Genomic DNA, 16,259 nt, shown 5'->3' with positions numbered 1-16,259 from the left:
CGAATTGCGGAGGGAGGTCTATATCTACGCAATCTGACCACGCTGCGAAGACGTCCGCGCGGTCGTCTCGTTACAGAGCCACTATCCCCATCAACGACTGCCCCCATCATTTGATGTCCGTGAAGAGGTCCGACGCGCCTGGAAACAAAGATATACTCTCGATCATCAGGTGAAACTATCATGACACCGAATCATCGAGAAAGATGGCGCCGCGATGTTCTTTCCGAAGATCAACGTGAAGATCGATCCGGTCCGGCGGTGGCACCGACCCGACCGGCACTTCTTCGCTAACGGCGCCTGTCAGGTGCTGGCCTTTGCGTTTCTGGAACGATATCCCGATCTCGAATTCCGCGCCCGATGGATCAAGCCGGCGGCCGGATTCAGCGGCAACCACATCTACGTCACCGACGGGATCAATGCCTTCGACTATCACGGCCTCACCACCGAACAGCGCCTGCTCGCCTTGGCCTTCAAGCGCGGCCGGCGATTCTTTCCCGGCTGGGACGCCGCGGTGGTGGGCTTGCCGGCCGATGTTCTGATTTCAGAACAGCGCTCGCGGCAGATCGAGGGACTTTGGCTGCGCGAGCCGAAGCAATTCCTTCATGACGCGCTGCCCCGCGCGCGCAGCTTTCTCGACGGATTCGGCGATATCAGGCAGAGGCTCACCGCGTCAGCTTCTTGTACTTCACGCGATGCGGAATGATGCTGTCCTGGCCGAGCCGGCGCATCTTGTCTTTCTCATAGTCCTGGAAGTTGCCTTCGAACCATTCGACATGGCTGTCGCCTTCGAAGGACAGGATGTGGGTGGCGATGCGGTCGAGGAACCAGCGATCATGGCTGATGATGACGGCGCAGCCGGCGAAGTCCTCCAGCGCCTCTTCCAGCGCACGCAGCGTATCGACGTCGAGGTCGTTGGTCGGTTCGTCGAGCAGCAGCACGTTGGCGCCGGACTTGAGCATCTTGGCCAGATGCACGCGGTTGCGCTCGCCGCCTGACAGCGCGCCGACCTTCTTCTGCTGGTCGGCGCCCTTGAAGTTGAACGAGGAGCAATAGCCGCGAGAGTTCACCTCGCGCTTGCCGAGCAGGATCAGTTCGTTGCCGCCGGAAATCTCCTCCCAAACGTTTTTCTTGCCGTCGAGATCGTCGCGCGACTGATCGACGTAACCGAGATGCACGCTCTCACCGACGGTGATCGTGCCCTGGTCCGGCTTCTCCTGCCCGGTGATCATGCGGAACAGCGTGGTCTTGCCGGCGCCGTTGGCGCCGATCACGCCGACGATGCCGCCCGGCGGCAGCTTGAAGGTGAGATTCTCGATCAGCATGCGGTCGCCGAAGCTCTTGTGGAGCCCTTCGAAGTCGACGACGTTCTGGCCAAGGCGCTCGGCGACGGGAATGGTGATCTGCGCAGTCGTGGCCTGCTTCTCGCTCGCCTGCTTCAACAGATCCTCATAGCGCTGATAGCGCGCCTTCGACTTGGCCTGGCGCGCCTTCGGCGAGGACGCGATCCACTCCTGCTCGCGGGCGAGCGTCTTCTGGTGCGCGGCATCCTCGCGGCCTTCCTGCTCGAGGCGCTTCTGCTTCTGCACCAGCCAGGACGAATAATTGCCCTCGTAGGGAATGCCCTTGCCGCGATCGAGTTCGAGGATCCATCCGGTGACATTGTCGAGGAAGTAGCGGTCGTGGGTCACGATCAGGATCGCGCCGGGATAATTGCGCAAATGGCCTTCCAGCCACGACACCGACTCGGCGTCGAGATGGTTGGTCGGCTCGTCCAGCAGCAGCAACTCCGGCTGGTCGAGCAGCAGCTTGCAGAGCGCGACGCGACGGCGCTCGCCGCCCGAAAGTTTTGTCACGTCGGAATCGTCAGGCGGGCAGCGCAGCGCGTCCATCGCCTGGTCGACCTTGCTGTCGAGATCCCAGAGGCCCGCGGCCTCGATCTCGTCCTGCAGCTTGGTCATCTCGTCGGCGGTCTCTTCCGAATAGTTCATCGCCAGTTCGTTGTAGCGATCGAGGATCGCCTTCTTCTTGGCGACGCCCAGCATGACGTTTTCGCGGACGTTGAGCGCAGGATCGAGATGCGGCTCCTGCTCGAGATAGCCGACGCGGGCGCCCTCGGCGACCCAGGCCTCGCCGTTATATTCCTTGTCGAGGCCGGCCATGATCTTGAGCAGCGTCGACTTGCCGGAGCCGTTGACGCCGAGCACGCCGATCTTGGCGTCGGGGTAGAACGAGAGATGGACGTTATCGAGCACCTTCCGGGTCGGGTAGCTCTTGGTCAAACCCTGCATGAAATAGACGAATTGGCGAGCCATCGCGATCCCTGGAAATGGTTGGATTTTACGGAGGTTTGCTGCCGCTGATGTAGCGGCGCGGCCGCCAAAGGGCAACCACGGGAACCCGTTTTCCATCCGTTCACCATGGATGAATACGGGTTGGTCACCATGTGGGCCGAGATCCAGACAATTGAAACCTTCTTTTAATAAATCAGGCGAAAAGTCGTTCTCAGCGCCGGAAAAAGGCGTTTTGCGGCCAGCCGCCGCGACTGAAAACGAAGGGCCCGCGTCATGGCTACGATCGGTTCGGCATCCCTTTCCGCCCCGGCGCATGCAAGCGCCGGACTGGCAAAACCGTTGGCAGAGCTCCGCACCTTCTTGCGCCAGTTCATCGCCAAGGCGTTCGACCCCTATCGCCCGGAACAACACTATATGCGCGGCCCGGGTCCGGCCTGGCGCGCCAAGCATCCCGGCGGTTCGAACTGAGCTATCCGGTTATTTGAGCCTGCCCTGCATTTAAGTCCGCTTGCGCCATCTCTGATTGCGCGCAACCATGGCGACCTCCCCGACGGCCGTTTCCGACCGTCATCCTCGCCACCAACGGACCTCCCATGACGCGGCTGCGCTGTGCAATCCTCGACGACTATCTCAACGTGGCGCTCTCGGTCGCCGACTGGTCCAAAGTCTCCGACCGTGTCGACGTCACGGTGTTCAACCAGCCGTTTACGAACGCGGAAACGGCAGCCAGTGCTCTGAAGGATTTCGAGATCATTTGCGCGATGCGCGAACGCACCCCGTTCCCGCGCACCATGTTCGCAGGCCTGCCCAACCTGAAGCTCCTGATCACCTCTGGGATGCGTAATGCCGCCATCGATATGGAGGCCGCCAAGGACCACAAGGTTACGCTATGCGGCACCCAATGGGGCCGCGACCCGACCGCGCCGCTGACCATGGGCCTGATCCTGGAGCTGACCCGCAATATCGGCCGCGAGAACGCCCGCATGCATGCCGGCGAGCCCTTGCAGAAATTCGTCGGCATGGAGATCGAGGGCCGGACGCTCGGGGTGATCGGCCTCGGCAAGCTCGGCACCAAGGTGTCGAAGCTGGCGCAGGCGTTCGGCATGAACGTGATCGCCTGGAGCCCGAACCTCACGCCGGAGAAGTGCAAGGAAGTCGGCGTGACCTACGCCAGCAAGGAAGAGCTGTTCTCGACCGCCGACATTGTCACCATTCATGTGGTGCTGAGCCAGCGCTCGCGCGGGCTGGTTGGAGCTGCGGAGCTGGCGCGGATGAAGCCGACCGCCTACCTCGTCAACACCGCGCGCGGGCCGATCGTCGACGAAGGCGCGCTGCTGGAAGCGCTGACGCAAAAGAAGATCGCCGGCGCCGGGGTCGACGTGTTCTCGGTCGAGCCGCTGCCGGTCGACCATCCCTTCCGCAAGCTCGACAACTTGGTGCTGACGCCGCATCTCGGCTACGTCACCGGGGACAGTTTTCGGAACCACTACCAGCAGATGGTCGAGGGCATCGACGCCTGGTTCAAGGGCGAGCCGAAGCAGCGGCTGGCGTAGGCAAGCTCAGGCCGCATGTTGCGTGGTGGCCCGGCTCGCGATCTCCGCAAAGCCCTCGCGCCACGACGGATGCGCCGGCCGCCAGCCCAGCTCCCGCCTGGCCTTGGCGTTGGAGCCTGCCCCCACCTCGGTCATCATCGAAACCAAATGCTCGCCGGCAAACAACCGGCCAAGCCAGGCCGGCACGCGTATCGGCGGCCTAGCCCCGACCAGGGTGGCAAGGGTGGGCAGCCATTCGCTGACATCAGCCGGTTCGTCGTCGACGATGTTGTAGATGTTGCCGGGCTTGCCGCACTCGATGGCCGCAACGGTGGCGGCAGCCGCATCATCGACGTGGATGAACGACCACTGTCCGGTACCGCCGCCGATCAGCGGCACGCGGCGGCGGCGCAACTGATCGATCATCGCGCGCGAGAGCATTCCGGTGTCCGGGCCGTAGAATGATCCATATCGCAGGACAATCCCTTCAGGGCTTGCCGAGGCGGTGACGGCGTCCTCCAGATGCCGGATCGCTTGCAAGGTGCCGTGCAGTTCCTCCGGCGGATCGGGATCGAGCGCATCGGCTTCCGTCTTGATCGTTTCGCCGCCGCGGCCGTAAGTCCAGCCGCAGAAGCTCTGAGCGATGAAGCGCTTCACGCCGGCCTCGCGGGCGGCCGCCAACAGGAAATCGGTACCTTCCGTGCGCAGCCGGTTGGTGGTGGCGAAGGCGCGGTCGAAATGCCTGAGATCCGTGACATCAGCCAGATCGGTCATCTGGTCGATGATGATGTCGGGCTTCGCCGCGATCACGGCGGCGCGAATGGCCGGCGCGTCGAGCCCATCGGCGATCGCAGGTTCCGCCCCCATTCGCTTGATGATCTCGGCCTTCGCCGCCGTTCGCGTCGTGCCGACAACGGAATGACCGGCTGCAATCAGCTGCGGAACGAGCTCGAGGCCGATGGCGCCAGTGGCGCCCGCAACAAGAATTCGCATGGCGTGATCCTCATATTCGTTGCGACCGCCCGGCAGGTAGTCGATGCGAATGTGGAATCAAGCGGCGAATGTGGCGGCGGCGGAAAGCTGTGCGAGTTGCGGAACTTTCGAGCCGGGGCATGGTCACCGGACGGTCGATGATTCGACCTCATCGGTCTTGAAAATGTTCCGGTGCCGATTGCACCCGATGCCCAACAAAAAGGCGCGCTCTCGGCGCGCCTCAAATGCTTTCGTGGCAGCGATCCGCTTAGCGGACCGTGACCGGGGCGGGCAGCGGCGGGACGACCGTCGGCTGGGCGCCGGGAACCGGCGCCAGTTGGGCCTGTGAAGCCGGTGCAGGGCCCGCTGCGGCGGCGGGGCCACCGGGCGGCGGAGCGGCCGACGCGCTTGCGGTGTTGGCGGGCGGCGCGCCGCCGGGCATCACCACCACGCGGGTGCCAACCTTGGCGCGCTCGAACAGGTCGGAGACGTCCTCGTTCAGCATGCCGATGCAGCCCGAGGAGACGAACTTGCCGATCGTCGAGGGCTGGTTGGTGCCGTGAATGCGATAGATGGTCGAGCCGAGATACATTGCGCGCGCGCCGAGCGGATTACCGGGGCCGCCGGCCATGAAGCGCGGCAGGTAGGGCTGGCGCTCGATCATCTCGGTCGGCGGATGCCAATCCGGCCACTCGGCCTTGCGGCTGATCTTCTGCACGCCGTTCCAGGTAAAACCGTCGCGGCCGACGCGGACGCCGTAGCGGACCGCGCGTCCGCCACCGAGCACGTAGTAGAGGTGGGTGTTGGCGGTATCGACGACGATGGTGCCCGCGGGCTCCTTGGTCGCGAAGGACACTTCCTGGCGGCGCAGGTGCGGCGGAAGCTGCGCAGGGCCCACTTCCGGCTGCTCTTCCGGCGGCAGCGCAGCGAGCTGCACCGGCCTGCCGTCGGCGCCGACGGCGGGTTGCTGCGGTTGCGGCAGTGCGCCGGTAGCACCGGGCGCCGGTGCGGCACCGATCGCTCCCGGCGGGCGCAGGCCAGCGCGGTCGTCGTTCGGATAGACGATGCCGGCGCCGGGGATGCGGCTGTCGCCGCGATCCGAATAGGTTGGCTGCTGCTGCGAACCGGGCGGGCGGTCCGCATAGATCACCGGCGGCGGACCGGCCGGGCGACCGTAACGCGGATCGTCGGGAGAAAGGATCGGACCCGTGGGCGTCGGAGCGCCACGGTCCGAATAAACGGGGGCAGCGGCCGGACGGCCATAGCGGGGGTCGCTGGGCGACATCACCGGGCCGGGCGGCGGCAGCGCGGCCGAGTTCTGACCGTTCGGCGCATCGTCATCGTCGTCCAGTGCGTCGAAATCGGGTTCGCCGGGGCGGCGGCGTTCATCCGTCGCGTAGCCACCTTGCACGTACGGTCCCGGAGCCGTCGAATAAGTCTGGCCCTGGTAGACTTGGCCCTGGGCGGGATAGCCCTGTTGCGCATGGGCTAGCGAAGTTCCCGCCATGCCAGCGGCAATGGCAGCATAAATCGTCAGAATGCGGTTATTCATCATCGCCTTTGTATAGACCCCAAGCCCCACCGGACGGTTAACGGCAGATGACGGAAGATAGCGGCACATTCAAGACAAGTCCGCGAAATTCAGCCCACGCCAGCCATTGTGATCGCAGGAGGCTGCGGCAAAGATGCCTCAGAGTGCCGTAAATCGCCATTGGCCTGACATGAGCTATTCCAAACCGTAGATTTTGTAACAAAAAGCGGCCGGGCGTTGAGATACTCTCAAATCGGCCTGATTCGCCCCGCGCTCACCCCCCGTGCGAATCCGGCCCCAGAGTGGTCACCGCGTTCCCTTGGCACCAATAACCCTCCAGACACAAGGAGGGGTGGAACTCGCGTCCATGCTTCCCGGCTTTCGTTTCTTGTTCACCGCAATCGTCCTGTCGATGTCGGTCCTGGTTTTTGGGCTTGGCGCCGCCGCCCTGTTGCGCGCTTCGCATGAGGAATTTGCCAACCTCCCCTCGCGACGGGTGATGGCCGAACCGATGTTTGCCCGCCGGAATGACGGCCCGCCGCCGACGCTGGCGCTGCTGCGCATCGATCCGCCGGTCGCAGAGAAGCCGGCGGAGAATGTCCCGGCCGCCGCCATTCCCCAGGCAACCCCCGATATCCCGGCACCGGCTGAGCAGACCCCGGACGCCGCTGCGGAGAAACTGGCCGCCGAGAGTCCGGCCGAGCCGGTGCAGGTCGAAGCGGCAAAGCCGGAAACCCCGGAGGCGATCGCGGAGATACCGGCCGCTCCGGCCCCTGCGGCCGGAACCGAAGCGCCCGTTGCCAATTCGGAAGTAAAGCTCGCCGCCATCCCGGAAACGCCGGAGCCGGCCGCTGCCACCCCGCCGGCGACGGCGACGGATACCTATTCATTCGAAGGCAACCTCGCCGCAACGCAGATTGCGACGCTCGGCGGTCCCGCCGTCATCGTCGACGAAAAGGCGGCCGCCAACGCAGCGGAAGCCAAAACGACGGAAGCGAAGCCGGACCACAGCGCCGTCAAAAAACGGGCCGCGGAGCGGGCGCAGGAACGGCGGCGGATCGCGGTACGGCGGGCGCGTCTGGCACGAGAGGCGGCGCTGGCTCAACAGCAACTGCAGGCCAACCCGTTCGCGCAATTCCCGCTCGCGCGCACGACCCGCTAGCTTCCGGATCAGCAATTCAGGCCGGGCCGGTCGCGACCGGCGGGCCGTCGGCTGCGCCCCACTCGGTCCACGAGCCGTCATAGAGCGCCGGATTCTCGACGCCGAGGCGATAGAGCGCCAGCGTCAGCACGGCGGCGCTGACGCCGGAGCCGCAACTGGTCACGATCGGCGCATCGAGCTTCGCGCCGGCGCCTGAGAACGCCGCGCGCAATTCTTCCAGCGATTTCATCGTGCCGGTCGCGGCATCGAACAGGTGGTTGTACGGCAGGCTGAGACTGCCCGGGATATGCCCGGAGCGAAGGCCCGGCCGCGGCTCGGCCACCTTGCCCTGGTAGCGTTCGTTGGCGCGGGCGTCGATCACCTGCTCGGCCCGGCTGGCGAGATTGGCGACAAGCTGCTGCATGCTGCGCGTGCGCCGCGCATCGAACGCCGCCTTGAATGTCGAAGGCTTCGGCGTCACCTCACCCTTCTCGACCTTGCGGCCCTCGGCGAACCACTTCTTCAGGCCGCCATTGAGAATACGCACGTCCTTGCCGAACGACAGGAACATCCACCACACCCGGGGTGCGGCGACCCAGCCGCCGGAATCGTAGACCACAACGGTGTCGTCATTGCCGATCCCGAGGCCGCCGACGTCGCGGCCGAATTGCTCGGCGGATGGAAACATGTGCGGCAGCGGGTTGGAATGATCGGACACCGCGTCGACGTCGAAGAACACCGCGCCGGGAATATGCGCGGCGAGATAATCGTCCTTCGGCAGCGGCAGCACGCCCGGCATCTTGAACGAGGCGTCGATCACCTTGACGGTCGGATCGTTCAGGTGCGCGGCGAGCCATTCGGTGGAGACGAGCGGGTCGACAGTGGATGACATGGATATCTCCAAGCGTTTGACTAGGTCGTCATGGCCAGGCTTGTCCCGGCCATCCACGTCTTATCTCGCTGCAAAGACGTGGATGCCCGGCACATCTCGCGCGAAGACGCGCTTCGCGCTTTTGGCCGGGCATGACGGCGATCGTCGCGGGTAACACTACCCCTTCTTCTTCGGCTCCCACTTCTCGACCGGGCCGCCGGCGTCGCGCCAGGCGGCAAAACCGCCGCCCATATGCGCGACCGGCTTCAGGCCCATGTCCTGCGCGGTCTTGGCCGCGAGCGCCGAACGCAGCCCGCCGGCGCAGTGGAAGATGAACTTCTTGTCTTCCTGGAAGATCGGCTTGGCATAGGGGCTTTGCGGATCGATCCAGAATTCCAGCATGCCGCGGGTGCAGGAGAACGCGCCGGGGATCTTGCCCTCGCGTTCGATTTCGCGGGGGTCTCTGATATCGACGATCACGACGCCCGGGTCCTGCGCGGCCTTGATGGCGTCAGCGGCGCTGACGGTCTCGATGGCCGCATTGGCTTCGTCGATCAGGGATTTGATGCCGCGGTGGATGGTCTGGGGCATTGATTGCGCCTTTCGTATTTCTTGACCGGCCGGGGGAGAACGAAACTACCGCACCAACTCCTTCATCGCGCCTTCGAGGCCTTCGATCGTGATCGGGTACATGCGCTCCGAAAACAGCCGGCGGATGATGGTGGTGGATTCCGAATAGTCCCAGTGCTTCTGCGCCACCGGATTGAGCCACACCGAATGCGGATAGGTGCGCGTGATGCGATCGAGCCAGACCGAGCCGGCCTCCTCGTTGACGTGCTCGACCGAACCGCCGGGCACCATGATCTCGTAAGGCGACATCGAGGCGTCGCCGACGAACACCACCTTGTAGTCGTGCGGGTATTTGTGCAGCACGTCCCAGGTCGGCGTGCGATCGGTGAAGCGGCGCTTGTTCTGCTTCCAGACGCCTTCATAGAGGCAGTTGTGGAAGTAGAAATACTCCATGTGCTTGAACTCGGACTTCGCCGCCGAGAATAATTCCTCGACCTGCTCGATATGGGAATCCATCGAGCCGCCGATATCGAAGAACACCAAGACCTTCACCGCGTTGCGGCGCTCGGGGCGCATGTGGACGTCGAGATAGCCGTGGTTGGCGGTTTCCCTGATCGTGGTGTCGAGATCGAGTTCATCCGGCGCGCCGGTGCGGGCGAACTTGCGCAACCTGCGCAGCGCGATCTTGATGTTGCGGATGCCGAGCTCGACGTTACCGTCGAGGTCCTTGAACTCGCGCTTGTCCCACACCTTCACGGCGCGGTTGTTGCGGTTCTTCTCCTGCCCGATGCGCACGCCCTCGGGATTATAGCCATGGGCGCCGAACGGCGAGGTGCCGGCGGTGCCGATCCACTTGTTGCCGCCCTGATGGCGGCCCTGCTGTTCCTCAAGCCGCTTGCGAAGCGTCTCCATGAGCTTGTCCCAGCCCATCGCCTCGATCTGCTTCTTCTCTTCCTCGGTGAGGTATTTTTCGGCGAGCTTCTTCAGCCATTCGGCCGGAATGTCCGCCTTCTCCATGGCGTCCAGCAGACTTTCCAGCCCCTTGAACACGGTGCCGAAGACGCGGTCGAACTTGTCGAGGTTGCGCTCGTCCTTCACCAGGGCGGCGCGCGACAGATAGTAGAAATTCTCGACCGTCTGATCGGCGAGGTCGGCGTCGAGCGCCTCCATCAGCGTCAGATATTCGCGCAGGGTCACCGGGACCTGCGCGTCGCGCAGCGATGTGAAGAATTGCAGGAACATGGGATACAGATTGCCCGCCGGACCGCGCACGTCAAGGGCCAGCACACGTCAGGGGCTGGCGCATAGCAGTCAGGCCTAGACCGGGAGGCTTTTTCAATTACAATTGAACCATAAAGGGTTTATTCCGGCAGGGGAAATTCAATGGGCATCATAGCGGCACTGATCATTGGCGGTATCGCGGGCTGGCTTGCCGGACTGATCGTGCGCGGTGCAGGGTTCGGGCTGATCGGCAACATCGTCGTCGGCATCATCGGCGCCCTGCTGGCGAGCTGGCTGTTGCCGCAACTGGGCGTCAGCCTCGGCGTGGGCTGGGTCCGCGATATCATCAACGCCACCATTGGCGCGGTGATCATCCTGGTGATCCTGTCGCTGATCAAACGCTGAGGATAAGCACATCAATTTCAATCGCGACCGCCGGACCGGCGGTCGTTTACTGTTCAGGCCGCCAGCGGCTCAAGAACGAACAACAAGGCAAACGGATAGATGAAATTTACCGGCACCAAGGACTATGTCGCCACCGACGACCTCAAGGTCGCCGTCAACGCCTCGATCGTGCTCGAGCGCCCGCTGCTGATCAAGGGCGAGCCCGGCACCGGCAAGACCGTGCTGGCGGAGGAAGTCTCCAAGGCGCTCGGCGCGCCGCTTTTGACCTGGCACATCAAGTCCACCACCAAGGCGCAGCAGGGCCTGTACGAATACGACGCGGTGTCGCGGCTGCGCGACAGCCAGCTCGGCGACAGCAGGGTTTCCGACATCTCCAACTACATCAAGCGCGGTAAATTGTGGGACGCCTTCACCCACGAGAAGCGCCCGGTGCTGCTGATCGACGAAATCGACAAGGCCGACATCGAATTCCCCAACGACCTCCTGCTCGAACTCGATCGCATGGAGTTCTTCGTCTACGAGACCGGCGAGAACATCAAGGCCAGCCTGCGCCCGATCGTGATGATCACCTCGAACAACGAAAAGGAACTGCCGGACGCGTTCCTGCGCCGCTGCTTCTTCCACTACATCAAGTTCCCCGACGCCGACACCATGGGCCGGATCGTCGACGTGCACTTCCCCGGCATCAAGAAGCGCCTGGTGGAAGAAGCCTTGCGCATCTTCTTCGAGGTGCGCGAAGTGCCGGGCCTGAAGAAGAAGCCCTCGACCTCCGAGCTGCTCGACTGGCTCAAGCTGCTGCTCAACGAGGACATCACCCCGGAAATGCTGAGGGAGCGCGACCCGCGCAAGCTGATCCCGCCGCTGCACGGCGCGCTGCTCAAGAACGAACAGGACGTGCACCTGTTCGAGCGGCTGGCCTTCCTCAGCCGCCGCGAAGTGTAATTCGCCGACGATCTACGGCGCCAGAACTTAAGGTTCTGGCGTTTCGTTCTTGAGACAACAAACAAAAAAGAACAGGGCAGATGAACGTTCAAACCCAGATCGACAAGGCGTCGCCCCGCACGACCGAGCATTTCGACGTCCTGATCGCCGGCGCCGGGATTTCGGGCGTTGGCGCTGCCTACCACCTCACCACGCAATGCCCGGGAACGAGCTTCGTCGCGCTGGAAGCCCAGAAGACTTTTGGCGGCACCTGGACCACCCACCGCTATCCGGGTATTCGCTCCGACAGCGACCTCCACACCTTCGGCTACCGCTTCAAGCCGTGGACGACAGCGCCGATCGCAAGCGCTCAGGAAATCCTCAAATACATGGGCGACGTGATCGAAGAGAACGATCTCGCGCCTCACATCCGCTACCAGCACACCATCACCTCGGCGAAATGGTCGAGCGCGGAAAACCTCTGGACCATCGAGGCCACGCGCACCGACACCGGCGAGCAGCTACGCTTCACCACCAATTTCTTCTGGATGTGCCAGGGCTATTACCGCCACACCGAGGGCTATATGCCGGAGTGGAAGGACATGGCCAGGTTCAAGGGCCGGATCGTCCATCCGCAGAAATGGCCTGAAGACCTCGACTACAAGAACAAGCGCGTGATCGTGATCGGCTCGGGCGCGACGGCGGCGACGCTGATCCCGGCGTTGGCGGGCGATTGCGCGCATGTCACGATGCTGCAGCGTTCGCCGACCTATTTCCGCACCGGGCGCAACGCGATCGAAATCGCCGAGCAGCTGCGTCAGTTGCAGGTCGACGAAGAATGGATCCACGAGATCACCCGGCGAAAAATCCTGTTCGACCAGGACGCCTTCACCCGCAAGACCTTTGAGGAGCCGGAAGCGGCCAAGAAGGATTTGCTGTCGGCGGTCGAAGCCTATCTCGGCAAGGACTACGATATCGCGACTCACTTCACGCCAAAGTACCGGCCGTGGCGGCAGCGCATCGCCTTCATCCCGGACGGCGACCTGTTCCAAGGCATCAAGTCCGGCAAGGCCTCCGTCGTCACCGACGAGATCGACCGCTTCACCGAAAAGGGCATTTTGCTGAAATCCGGCAAGGAGCTGGAAGCCGACATCATCGTCACCGCGACCGGCTTCAACCTCTGCGCCAACGGCGACATCGAATTCGCCGTCGACGGCAAGCCGCTCGACTTCGCCGATACCGTGACCTATCGCGGCATGATGTTCACCGGCGTGCCGAACCTCGTTTGGGTATTCGGCTATTTCCGCGCGAGCTGGACGCTGCGCGTCGACCTCGTCGCCGACTTCGTCTGCCGGCTTCTCACGCACATGAAAGAGACCGGCGCGAAAAAAGTGACGCCGGCGTTGCGCCCCGAAGACCACAACATGCCGTTGTTGCCCTGGATCGATCCGGAAAACTTCAATCCCGGCTACATGATGCGCGGCATGCACCTTCTGCCCAAGCGCGGCGAAAAGCCGGAGTGGCAGCACAACCAGGATTACTGGGCCGAGAAGGACGAATTCCCGGCCATCGACCTCAAGGACAAGGCTTTCGTTTACGACTAAGCCCGTCGCCTGACGCCGAGTGACGGTGATATCCCGTCACTCGGCGGGCCTCAACGAGGACACGCCTCAATCAGGTTGAAGCGGCCGGCTGAATAGGTCGTAACCAGATCGAAGCCGCTTCGGTCGAGCAATTCGCGGTACTGGCGCTCGGTGCGCTCGAGCCCTCCAGGCCCGCGCAGCATGTTCAGATCGCTCAACGCCTGCTCCCTGTCGTCATCCGACATGGTTGGCGTCTCCGGCATCAGCCGTTCCACCAGAAGCAGCTTGCCTCCGCCCGGGAGCGCCTTGCGACAGTTTTGCAGGATCGTGATGCTGCGCGCATCATCCCAGTCGTGAATGATGCTCTTGAGGATGACGGCATCTGCGATCGCCGGAACCGATTTGAAGAAATCGCCGGCGACAAATTCCACGCGGTCGCTGATGCCGATCTGCCGGAGATGTTGGCTCGCAACGTCGGCGCACCTCGGAAGATCGAAAACAGTTCCGCGCAGTTTCCGGTTTTGCTGCGCGATGGCGCCGAGCAATTCACCGGACCCGCCGCCGACGTCCATCAGGTGGCGTATCCCGCCGAAATCGTAGGAGCGAAGCACATCCGGCGTCACCAGCCGTGTGAGCTCGGTCATCGCCGCATTGAATTTCTCGACGATTTCAGGTGTTCGCCCCATCAGCTCGAAAGTGTTGGCAAGGCCCTGCAACTCCGCCGCGGTCCTGCCGGTCATCACGGATTCAAGCATTCCGCTCCAGGCCTTTGAAATCATCTCGCCTTCAAAGATCGCCCAGCTCTTGAACGATTGCTCGGCGGCGCTGTCGAGGCAGGCGCCCACTTCCGTCAATGCGTAGGAATCTTCGCCATCCCTTTCGCATATGCCGATGGTGGAGAGCGCCGTGAGCAGACGCCCAAGCGCCCGCTCGTCGGCGCCGGTTGCCTGTGCGAGCTTGCCAAGCGTCTGCGGGCCGTTTCGCAGCAACTCGGAGAGCCCGAGTCTGGCCGCGACATAGATCACCGCCGTCACACGGTGCGACTGGATCAAATCGAAAAGCCTGAGGGCCGATACTTGAGATGACATCGTGCCTCCTTTTGCCGTTGCAGATTCGAATGTGATCTCCCCGCGGGTTTGCCGAGCGCTGCCCGGAACTGGATCGGCGCAGCGGCTTTCGCCGGCCATTGCCAGTGCGAGGCGGGAGTTATTCGCTCCGACGACGCCTGCAAGCATGTCCGCGGGAGGTGCACGCTCGGCGGTGGAAGGGTGACGGCTAACCGGAGCTAGCGAAATGAGATAATTCACAATGGTAATGTATACTTTACTGGTATTTAGATACGCATATCTCGGCAGATTTGCCACTTTCTAGCAATTGCTGTATACATCCTGCACTCATCAAGGAGTGCAGCCATGCCGTCACCCTTCCCGCTCAACGCCTGGTACGCCGCCGCCTGGGATGTCGATCTCAAGCACGCGCTGTTTCCGCGCACGATCTGCGGCAAGCATGTCGTGATGTATCGCCAGTCAGATGGACGGGTGTGCGCGCTGGAGGACGCCTGCTGGCACCGGCTGGTGCCGCTGTCCAAGGGACGGCTCGACGGCGACACGGTCGTCTGCGGCTATCACGGGCTGAAATTCAACGCGCAGGGCCGCTGCACCTACATGCCCTCGCAGGACACCATCAACCCCTCGGCCTGCGTGCGTTCCTATCCGGTGGTCGAACGGCATCGCTTCATCTGGCTATGGATGGGCGATCCGGCGCTGGCTGATCCCGCGCTGGTGCCTGACATGCACTGGAATGACGATCCGGCCTGGGCCGGCGACGGCAAGACCATTCATGTGAAGTGCGACTACCGCCTCGTGGTCGACAATCTGATGGACCTGACCCACGAGGCTTTCGTGCATGGCTCCAGCATCGGCAACGACCATGTCGCCGAAGCCCCGTTCGACGTCACCCATGGCGACAAGACCGTGACCGTGACGCGCTGGATGCACGGCATCGACGCGCCGCCGTTCTGGGCGGCGCAGTTGCAGAAGCCGGGTGCGGTCGACCGCTGGCAGATCATAAATTTCCAGGCGCCCGGCACCGTCAATATCGACGTCGGCGTGGCGCCGGCCGGCACCGGCGCGCCGGACGGCGACCGCTCGCAGGGCGTCAACGGTTTTGTGCTCAACACCATGACGCCGGAGACCGAGACCACCTGCCACTATTTCTGGGCCTTCGTCCGCAATTACCGGACGACCGAGCAGAAGCTGACCACCGAAATCCGCGACGGCGTTGCCGGCATCTTCCACGAGGATGAAATCATCCTCGAAGCGCAGCAGCGCGCGATGAACGAAAATCCGGATCGCACCTTCTACAACCTCAACATCGACGCCGGTGCGATGTGGGCGCGGCGCGTGATCGACCGCATGGTCGCGCGCGAAACCGGACCGCATACCGCGCAAGCCGCGGAGTAAGATCATGAGCGAACGCGACGCCGAGCGCTCCGTCTCACAGACCGTGCGCGCGCAACTCGCGCTGCGCGACATGATCCTGTCGGGGCGGCTGCGCCCGGGCGAGCGCATCTCCGAATTGCAGGCGGTCGATATCACCGGCGTGTCGCGGACGCCGGTGCGGCTGGCGCTGGTGCGGCTGGAGGACGAAGGCCTGCTGCAGGCGATCCCCTCCGGCGGCTTCATGGTGAAGGCGTTTACCGAACGCGACATCCTGGATTCGATCGAACTGCGCGGCGCGCTGGAGGGCCTCGCGGCCCGCTTTGCGGCCGAGCGCGGCGTCAGCGCGCGCAGCCTCGAGCCATTGAAGGAATGCCTAGCCGACCTCGACCAACTGGTTCGCCAGGATCCGATTTCGGTCGAAGCCTTTTCCGCCTATGTCACCATGAACGCGCGCTTTCATGCATTACTCAATGAACTATCCGCGAGCGCACCGCTGATCCGCGAAATCGACCGCGTCTCCGCGCTGCCGTTCGCCTCGCCAAGCGCTTTCGTGATGGCGCAGTCGGCGTTGCCGGAAGCGCATCAGATCCTGCTGCTCGGGCAGGATCATCATCGCATCGTGGTCGACGCCATCGAGAACCGCGAGGGCGCGCGGGCCGAGGCCGTGATGCGCGAACATTCGCGCCTCGCCGCGCGCAATCTGCGGCTTGCGATCCGAAACCGCACGCATCTCGAACTGATGCCTGCCCTCGCTTTGCTCAAATCGTCAGCCGAATAGGA

At 63.4% G+C, this 16,259-nt stretch carries 16 protein-coding genes; 9 read left to right on the top strand and 7 right to left on the bottom strand.

The window, feature by feature from the left end:
* Window positions 1-214 precede the first annotated feature (214 nt).
* The gene (locus IVB05_RS11200) at window positions 215-703 is read left to right on the top strand and encodes a hypothetical protein (protein ID WP_247784207.1); all 489 of its coding nucleotides are present in this window, start codon (window positions 215-217) and stop codon (window positions 701-703) included.
* Here the strand turns inward: IVB05_RS11200 and ettA are convergent.
* Window positions 663-2,312, bottom strand: coding sequence for an energy-dependent translational throttle protein EttA (gene ettA, locus IVB05_RS11195; protein WP_247784206.1), 1,650 nt, complete (start codon window positions 2,310-2,312; stop codon window positions 663-665). The genes IVB05_RS11200 and ettA overlap by 41 nt on opposite strands.
* Before the next feature lie 252 nt (window positions 2,313-2,564).
* Here ettA and IVB05_RS11190 point away from each other — a divergent pair, with 252 nt between their 5' ends.
* Window positions 2,565-2,759 carry a hypothetical protein gene (locus IVB05_RS11190; RefSeq protein WP_247784205.1) on the top strand — a complete coding sequence of 65 codons (195 nt, stop codon included), beginning with the start codon at window positions 2,565-2,567 and terminating at the stop codon, window positions 2,757-2,759.
* A 125-nt stretch (window positions 2,760-2,884) separates the two neighbouring features.
* Window positions 2,885-3,844, top strand: a complete 960-nt coding sequence (locus IVB05_RS11185) for a D-2-hydroxyacid dehydrogenase family protein (protein WP_247784204.1) — start codon at window positions 2,885-2,887, stop codon at window positions 3,842-3,844.
* Between the two features lie 6 nt (window positions 3,845-3,850).
* On the opposite strand, the gene IVB05_RS11180 is transcribed toward IVB05_RS11185, so the two are convergent.
* Window positions 3,851-4,816, bottom strand: a complete 966-nt coding sequence (locus tag IVB05_RS11180) for an NAD(P)-dependent oxidoreductase (protein ID WP_247784202.1) — start codon at window positions 4,814-4,816, stop codon at window positions 3,851-3,853.
* A 247-nt stretch (window positions 4,817-5,063) separates the two neighbouring features.
* The gene (locus IVB05_RS11175) at window positions 5,064-6,350 is read right to left on the bottom strand and encodes a L,D-transpeptidase (protein ID WP_247786659.1); all 1,287 of its coding nucleotides are present in this window, start codon (window positions 6,348-6,350) and stop codon (window positions 5,064-5,066) included.
* Between the two features lie 343 nt (window positions 6,351-6,693).
* Here IVB05_RS11175 and IVB05_RS11170 point away from each other — a divergent pair, with 343 nt between their 5' ends.
* A complete protein-coding gene (locus IVB05_RS11170) occupies window positions 6,694-7,488 on the top strand; it encodes a hypothetical protein (protein WP_247784201.1) in 795 nt (264 codons plus the stop codon).
* A gap of 16 nt (window positions 7,489-7,504) precedes the next feature.
* On the opposite strand, the gene sseA is transcribed toward IVB05_RS11170, so the two are convergent.
* The 3 genes from sseA to IVB05_RS11155 form a co-directional block, all read right to left on the bottom strand.
* Window positions 7,505-8,359, bottom strand: coding sequence for a 3-mercaptopyruvate sulfurtransferase (sseA, locus tag IVB05_RS11165; RefSeq protein ID WP_247784200.1), 855 nt, complete (start codon window positions 8,357-8,359; stop codon window positions 7,505-7,507).
* 156 nt (window positions 8,360-8,515) lie between these two features.
* Window positions 8,516-8,929, bottom strand: coding sequence for a rhodanese-like domain-containing protein (locus tag IVB05_RS11160; protein WP_247784199.1), 414 nt, complete (start codon window positions 8,927-8,929; stop codon window positions 8,516-8,518).
* A gap of 45 nt (window positions 8,930-8,974) precedes the next feature.
* Entirely contained in the window at window positions 8,975-10,150 is a 1,176-nt protein-coding gene (locus tag IVB05_RS11155) for a VWA domain-containing protein (RefSeq protein ID WP_247786658.1), read from the bottom strand.
* 141 nt (window positions 10,151-10,291) lie between these two features.
* Here IVB05_RS11155 and IVB05_RS11150 point away from each other — a divergent pair, with 141 nt between their 5' ends.
* The 3 genes from IVB05_RS11150 (at window position 10,292) to IVB05_RS11140 (ending at window position 13,059) form a co-directional block, all read left to right on the top strand.
* The gene (locus tag IVB05_RS11150) at window positions 10,292-10,534 is read left to right on the top strand and encodes a GlsB/YeaQ/YmgE family stress response membrane protein (protein WP_247784198.1); all 243 of its coding nucleotides are present in this window, start codon (window positions 10,292-10,294) and stop codon (window positions 10,532-10,534) included.
* A gap of 99 nt (window positions 10,535-10,633) precedes the next feature.
* A complete protein-coding gene (locus tag IVB05_RS11145) occupies window positions 10,634-11,476 on the top strand; it encodes a MoxR family ATPase (protein WP_247784197.1) in 843 nt (280 codons plus the stop codon).
* An 80-nt stretch (window positions 11,477-11,556) separates the two neighbouring features.
* Window positions 11,557-13,059 carry an NAD(P)/FAD-dependent oxidoreductase gene (locus IVB05_RS11140; RefSeq protein ID WP_247784196.1) on the top strand — a complete coding sequence of 501 codons (1,503 nt, stop codon included), beginning with the start codon at window positions 11,557-11,559 and terminating at the stop codon, window positions 13,057-13,059.
* 50 nt (window positions 13,060-13,109) lie between these two features.
* On the opposite strand, the gene IVB05_RS11135 is transcribed toward IVB05_RS11140, so the two are convergent.
* Entirely contained in the window at window positions 13,110-14,126 is a 1,017-nt protein-coding gene (locus tag IVB05_RS11135; protein WP_247784195.1) for an acetylserotonin O-methyltransferase, read from the bottom strand.
* 324 nt (window positions 14,127-14,450) lie between these two features.
* Between IVB05_RS11135 and IVB05_RS11130 the strand changes: the two genes are divergently transcribed.
* Together IVB05_RS11130 and IVB05_RS11125 are read left to right on the top strand one after the other, a co-directional pair.
* Window positions 14,451-15,500 carry an aromatic ring-hydroxylating dioxygenase subunit alpha gene (locus IVB05_RS11130; protein ID WP_247784194.1) on the top strand — a complete coding sequence of 350 codons (1,050 nt, stop codon included), beginning with the start codon at window positions 14,451-14,453 and terminating at the stop codon, window positions 15,498-15,500.
* 4 nt (window positions 15,501-15,504) lie between these two features.
* The gene (locus IVB05_RS11125; protein WP_247784193.1) at window positions 15,505-16,257 is read left to right on the top strand and encodes a GntR family transcriptional regulator; all 753 of its coding nucleotides are present in this window, start codon (window positions 15,505-15,507) and stop codon (window positions 16,255-16,257) included.
* Window positions 16,258-16,259 lie beyond the last annotated feature (2 nt).

The sequence above is a fragment of the Bradyrhizobium sp. 170 genome, from assembly GCF_023101085.1.
Classification (GTDB): domain Bacteria; phylum Pseudomonadota; class Alphaproteobacteria; order Rhizobiales; family Xanthobacteraceae; genus Bradyrhizobium.
Note: the sequence above shows the minus strand (reverse complement) of the source record. Positions and strands in the feature narration are given on the sequence as shown.

What these genes read in the sequence shown, in the direction of transcription:
- IVB05_RS11200 (WP_247784207.1), top strand. Translation starts at nt 215, where the DNA reads ATGTTCTTTCCGAAGATCAACGTGAAGATCGATCCGGTCCGGCGGTGG.
- ettA (WP_247784206.1), bottom strand. Translation starts at nt 2,312, where the DNA reads ATGGCTCGCCAATTCGTCTATTTCATGCAGGGTTTGACCAAGAGCTAC.
- IVB05_RS11190 (WP_247784205.1), top strand. Translation starts at nt 2,565, where the DNA reads ATGGCTACGATCGGTTCGGCATCCCTTTCCGCCCCGGCGCATGCAAGC.
- IVB05_RS11185 (WP_247784204.1), top strand. Translation starts at nt 2,885, where the DNA reads ATGACGCGGCTGCGCTGTGCAATCCTCGACGACTATCTCAACGTGGCG.
- IVB05_RS11180 (WP_247784202.1), bottom strand. Translation starts at nt 4,816, where the DNA reads ATGCGAATTCTTGTTGCGGGCGCCACTGGCGCCATCGGCCTCGAGCTC.
- IVB05_RS11175 (WP_247786659.1), bottom strand. Translation starts at nt 6,350, where the DNA reads ATGATGAATAACCGCATTCTGACGATTTATGCTGCCATTGCCGCTGGC.
- IVB05_RS11170 (WP_247784201.1), top strand. Translation starts at nt 6,694, where the DNA reads ATGCTTCCCGGCTTTCGTTTCTTGTTCACCGCAATCGTCCTGTCGATG.
- sseA (WP_247784200.1), bottom strand. Translation starts at nt 8,359, where the DNA reads ATGTCATCCACTGTCGACCCGCTCGTCTCCACCGAATGGCTCGCCGCG.
- IVB05_RS11160 (WP_247784199.1), bottom strand. Translation starts at nt 8,929, where the DNA reads ATGCCCCAGACCATCCACCGCGGCATCAAATCCCTGATCGACGAAGCC.
- IVB05_RS11155 (WP_247786658.1), bottom strand. Translation starts at nt 10,150, where the DNA reads ATGTTCCTGCAATTCTTCACATCGCTGCGCGACGCGCAGGTCCCGGTG.
- IVB05_RS11150 (WP_247784198.1), top strand. Translation starts at nt 10,292, where the DNA reads ATGGGCATCATAGCGGCACTGATCATTGGCGGTATCGCGGGCTGGCTT.
- IVB05_RS11145 (WP_247784197.1), top strand. Translation starts at nt 10,634, where the DNA reads ATGAAATTTACCGGCACCAAGGACTATGTCGCCACCGACGACCTCAAG.
- IVB05_RS11140 (WP_247784196.1), top strand. Translation starts at nt 11,557, where the DNA reads ATGAACGTTCAAACCCAGATCGACAAGGCGTCGCCCCGCACGACCGAG.
- IVB05_RS11135 (WP_247784195.1), bottom strand. Translation starts at nt 14,126, where the DNA reads ATGTCATCTCAAGTATCGGCCCTCAGGCTTTTCGATTTGATCCAGTCG.
- IVB05_RS11130 (WP_247784194.1), top strand. Translation starts at nt 14,451, where the DNA reads ATGCCGTCACCCTTCCCGCTCAACGCCTGGTACGCCGCCGCCTGGGAT.
- IVB05_RS11125 (WP_247784193.1), top strand. Translation starts at nt 15,505, where the DNA reads ATGAGCGAACGCGACGCCGAGCGCTCCGTCTCACAGACCGTGCGCGCG.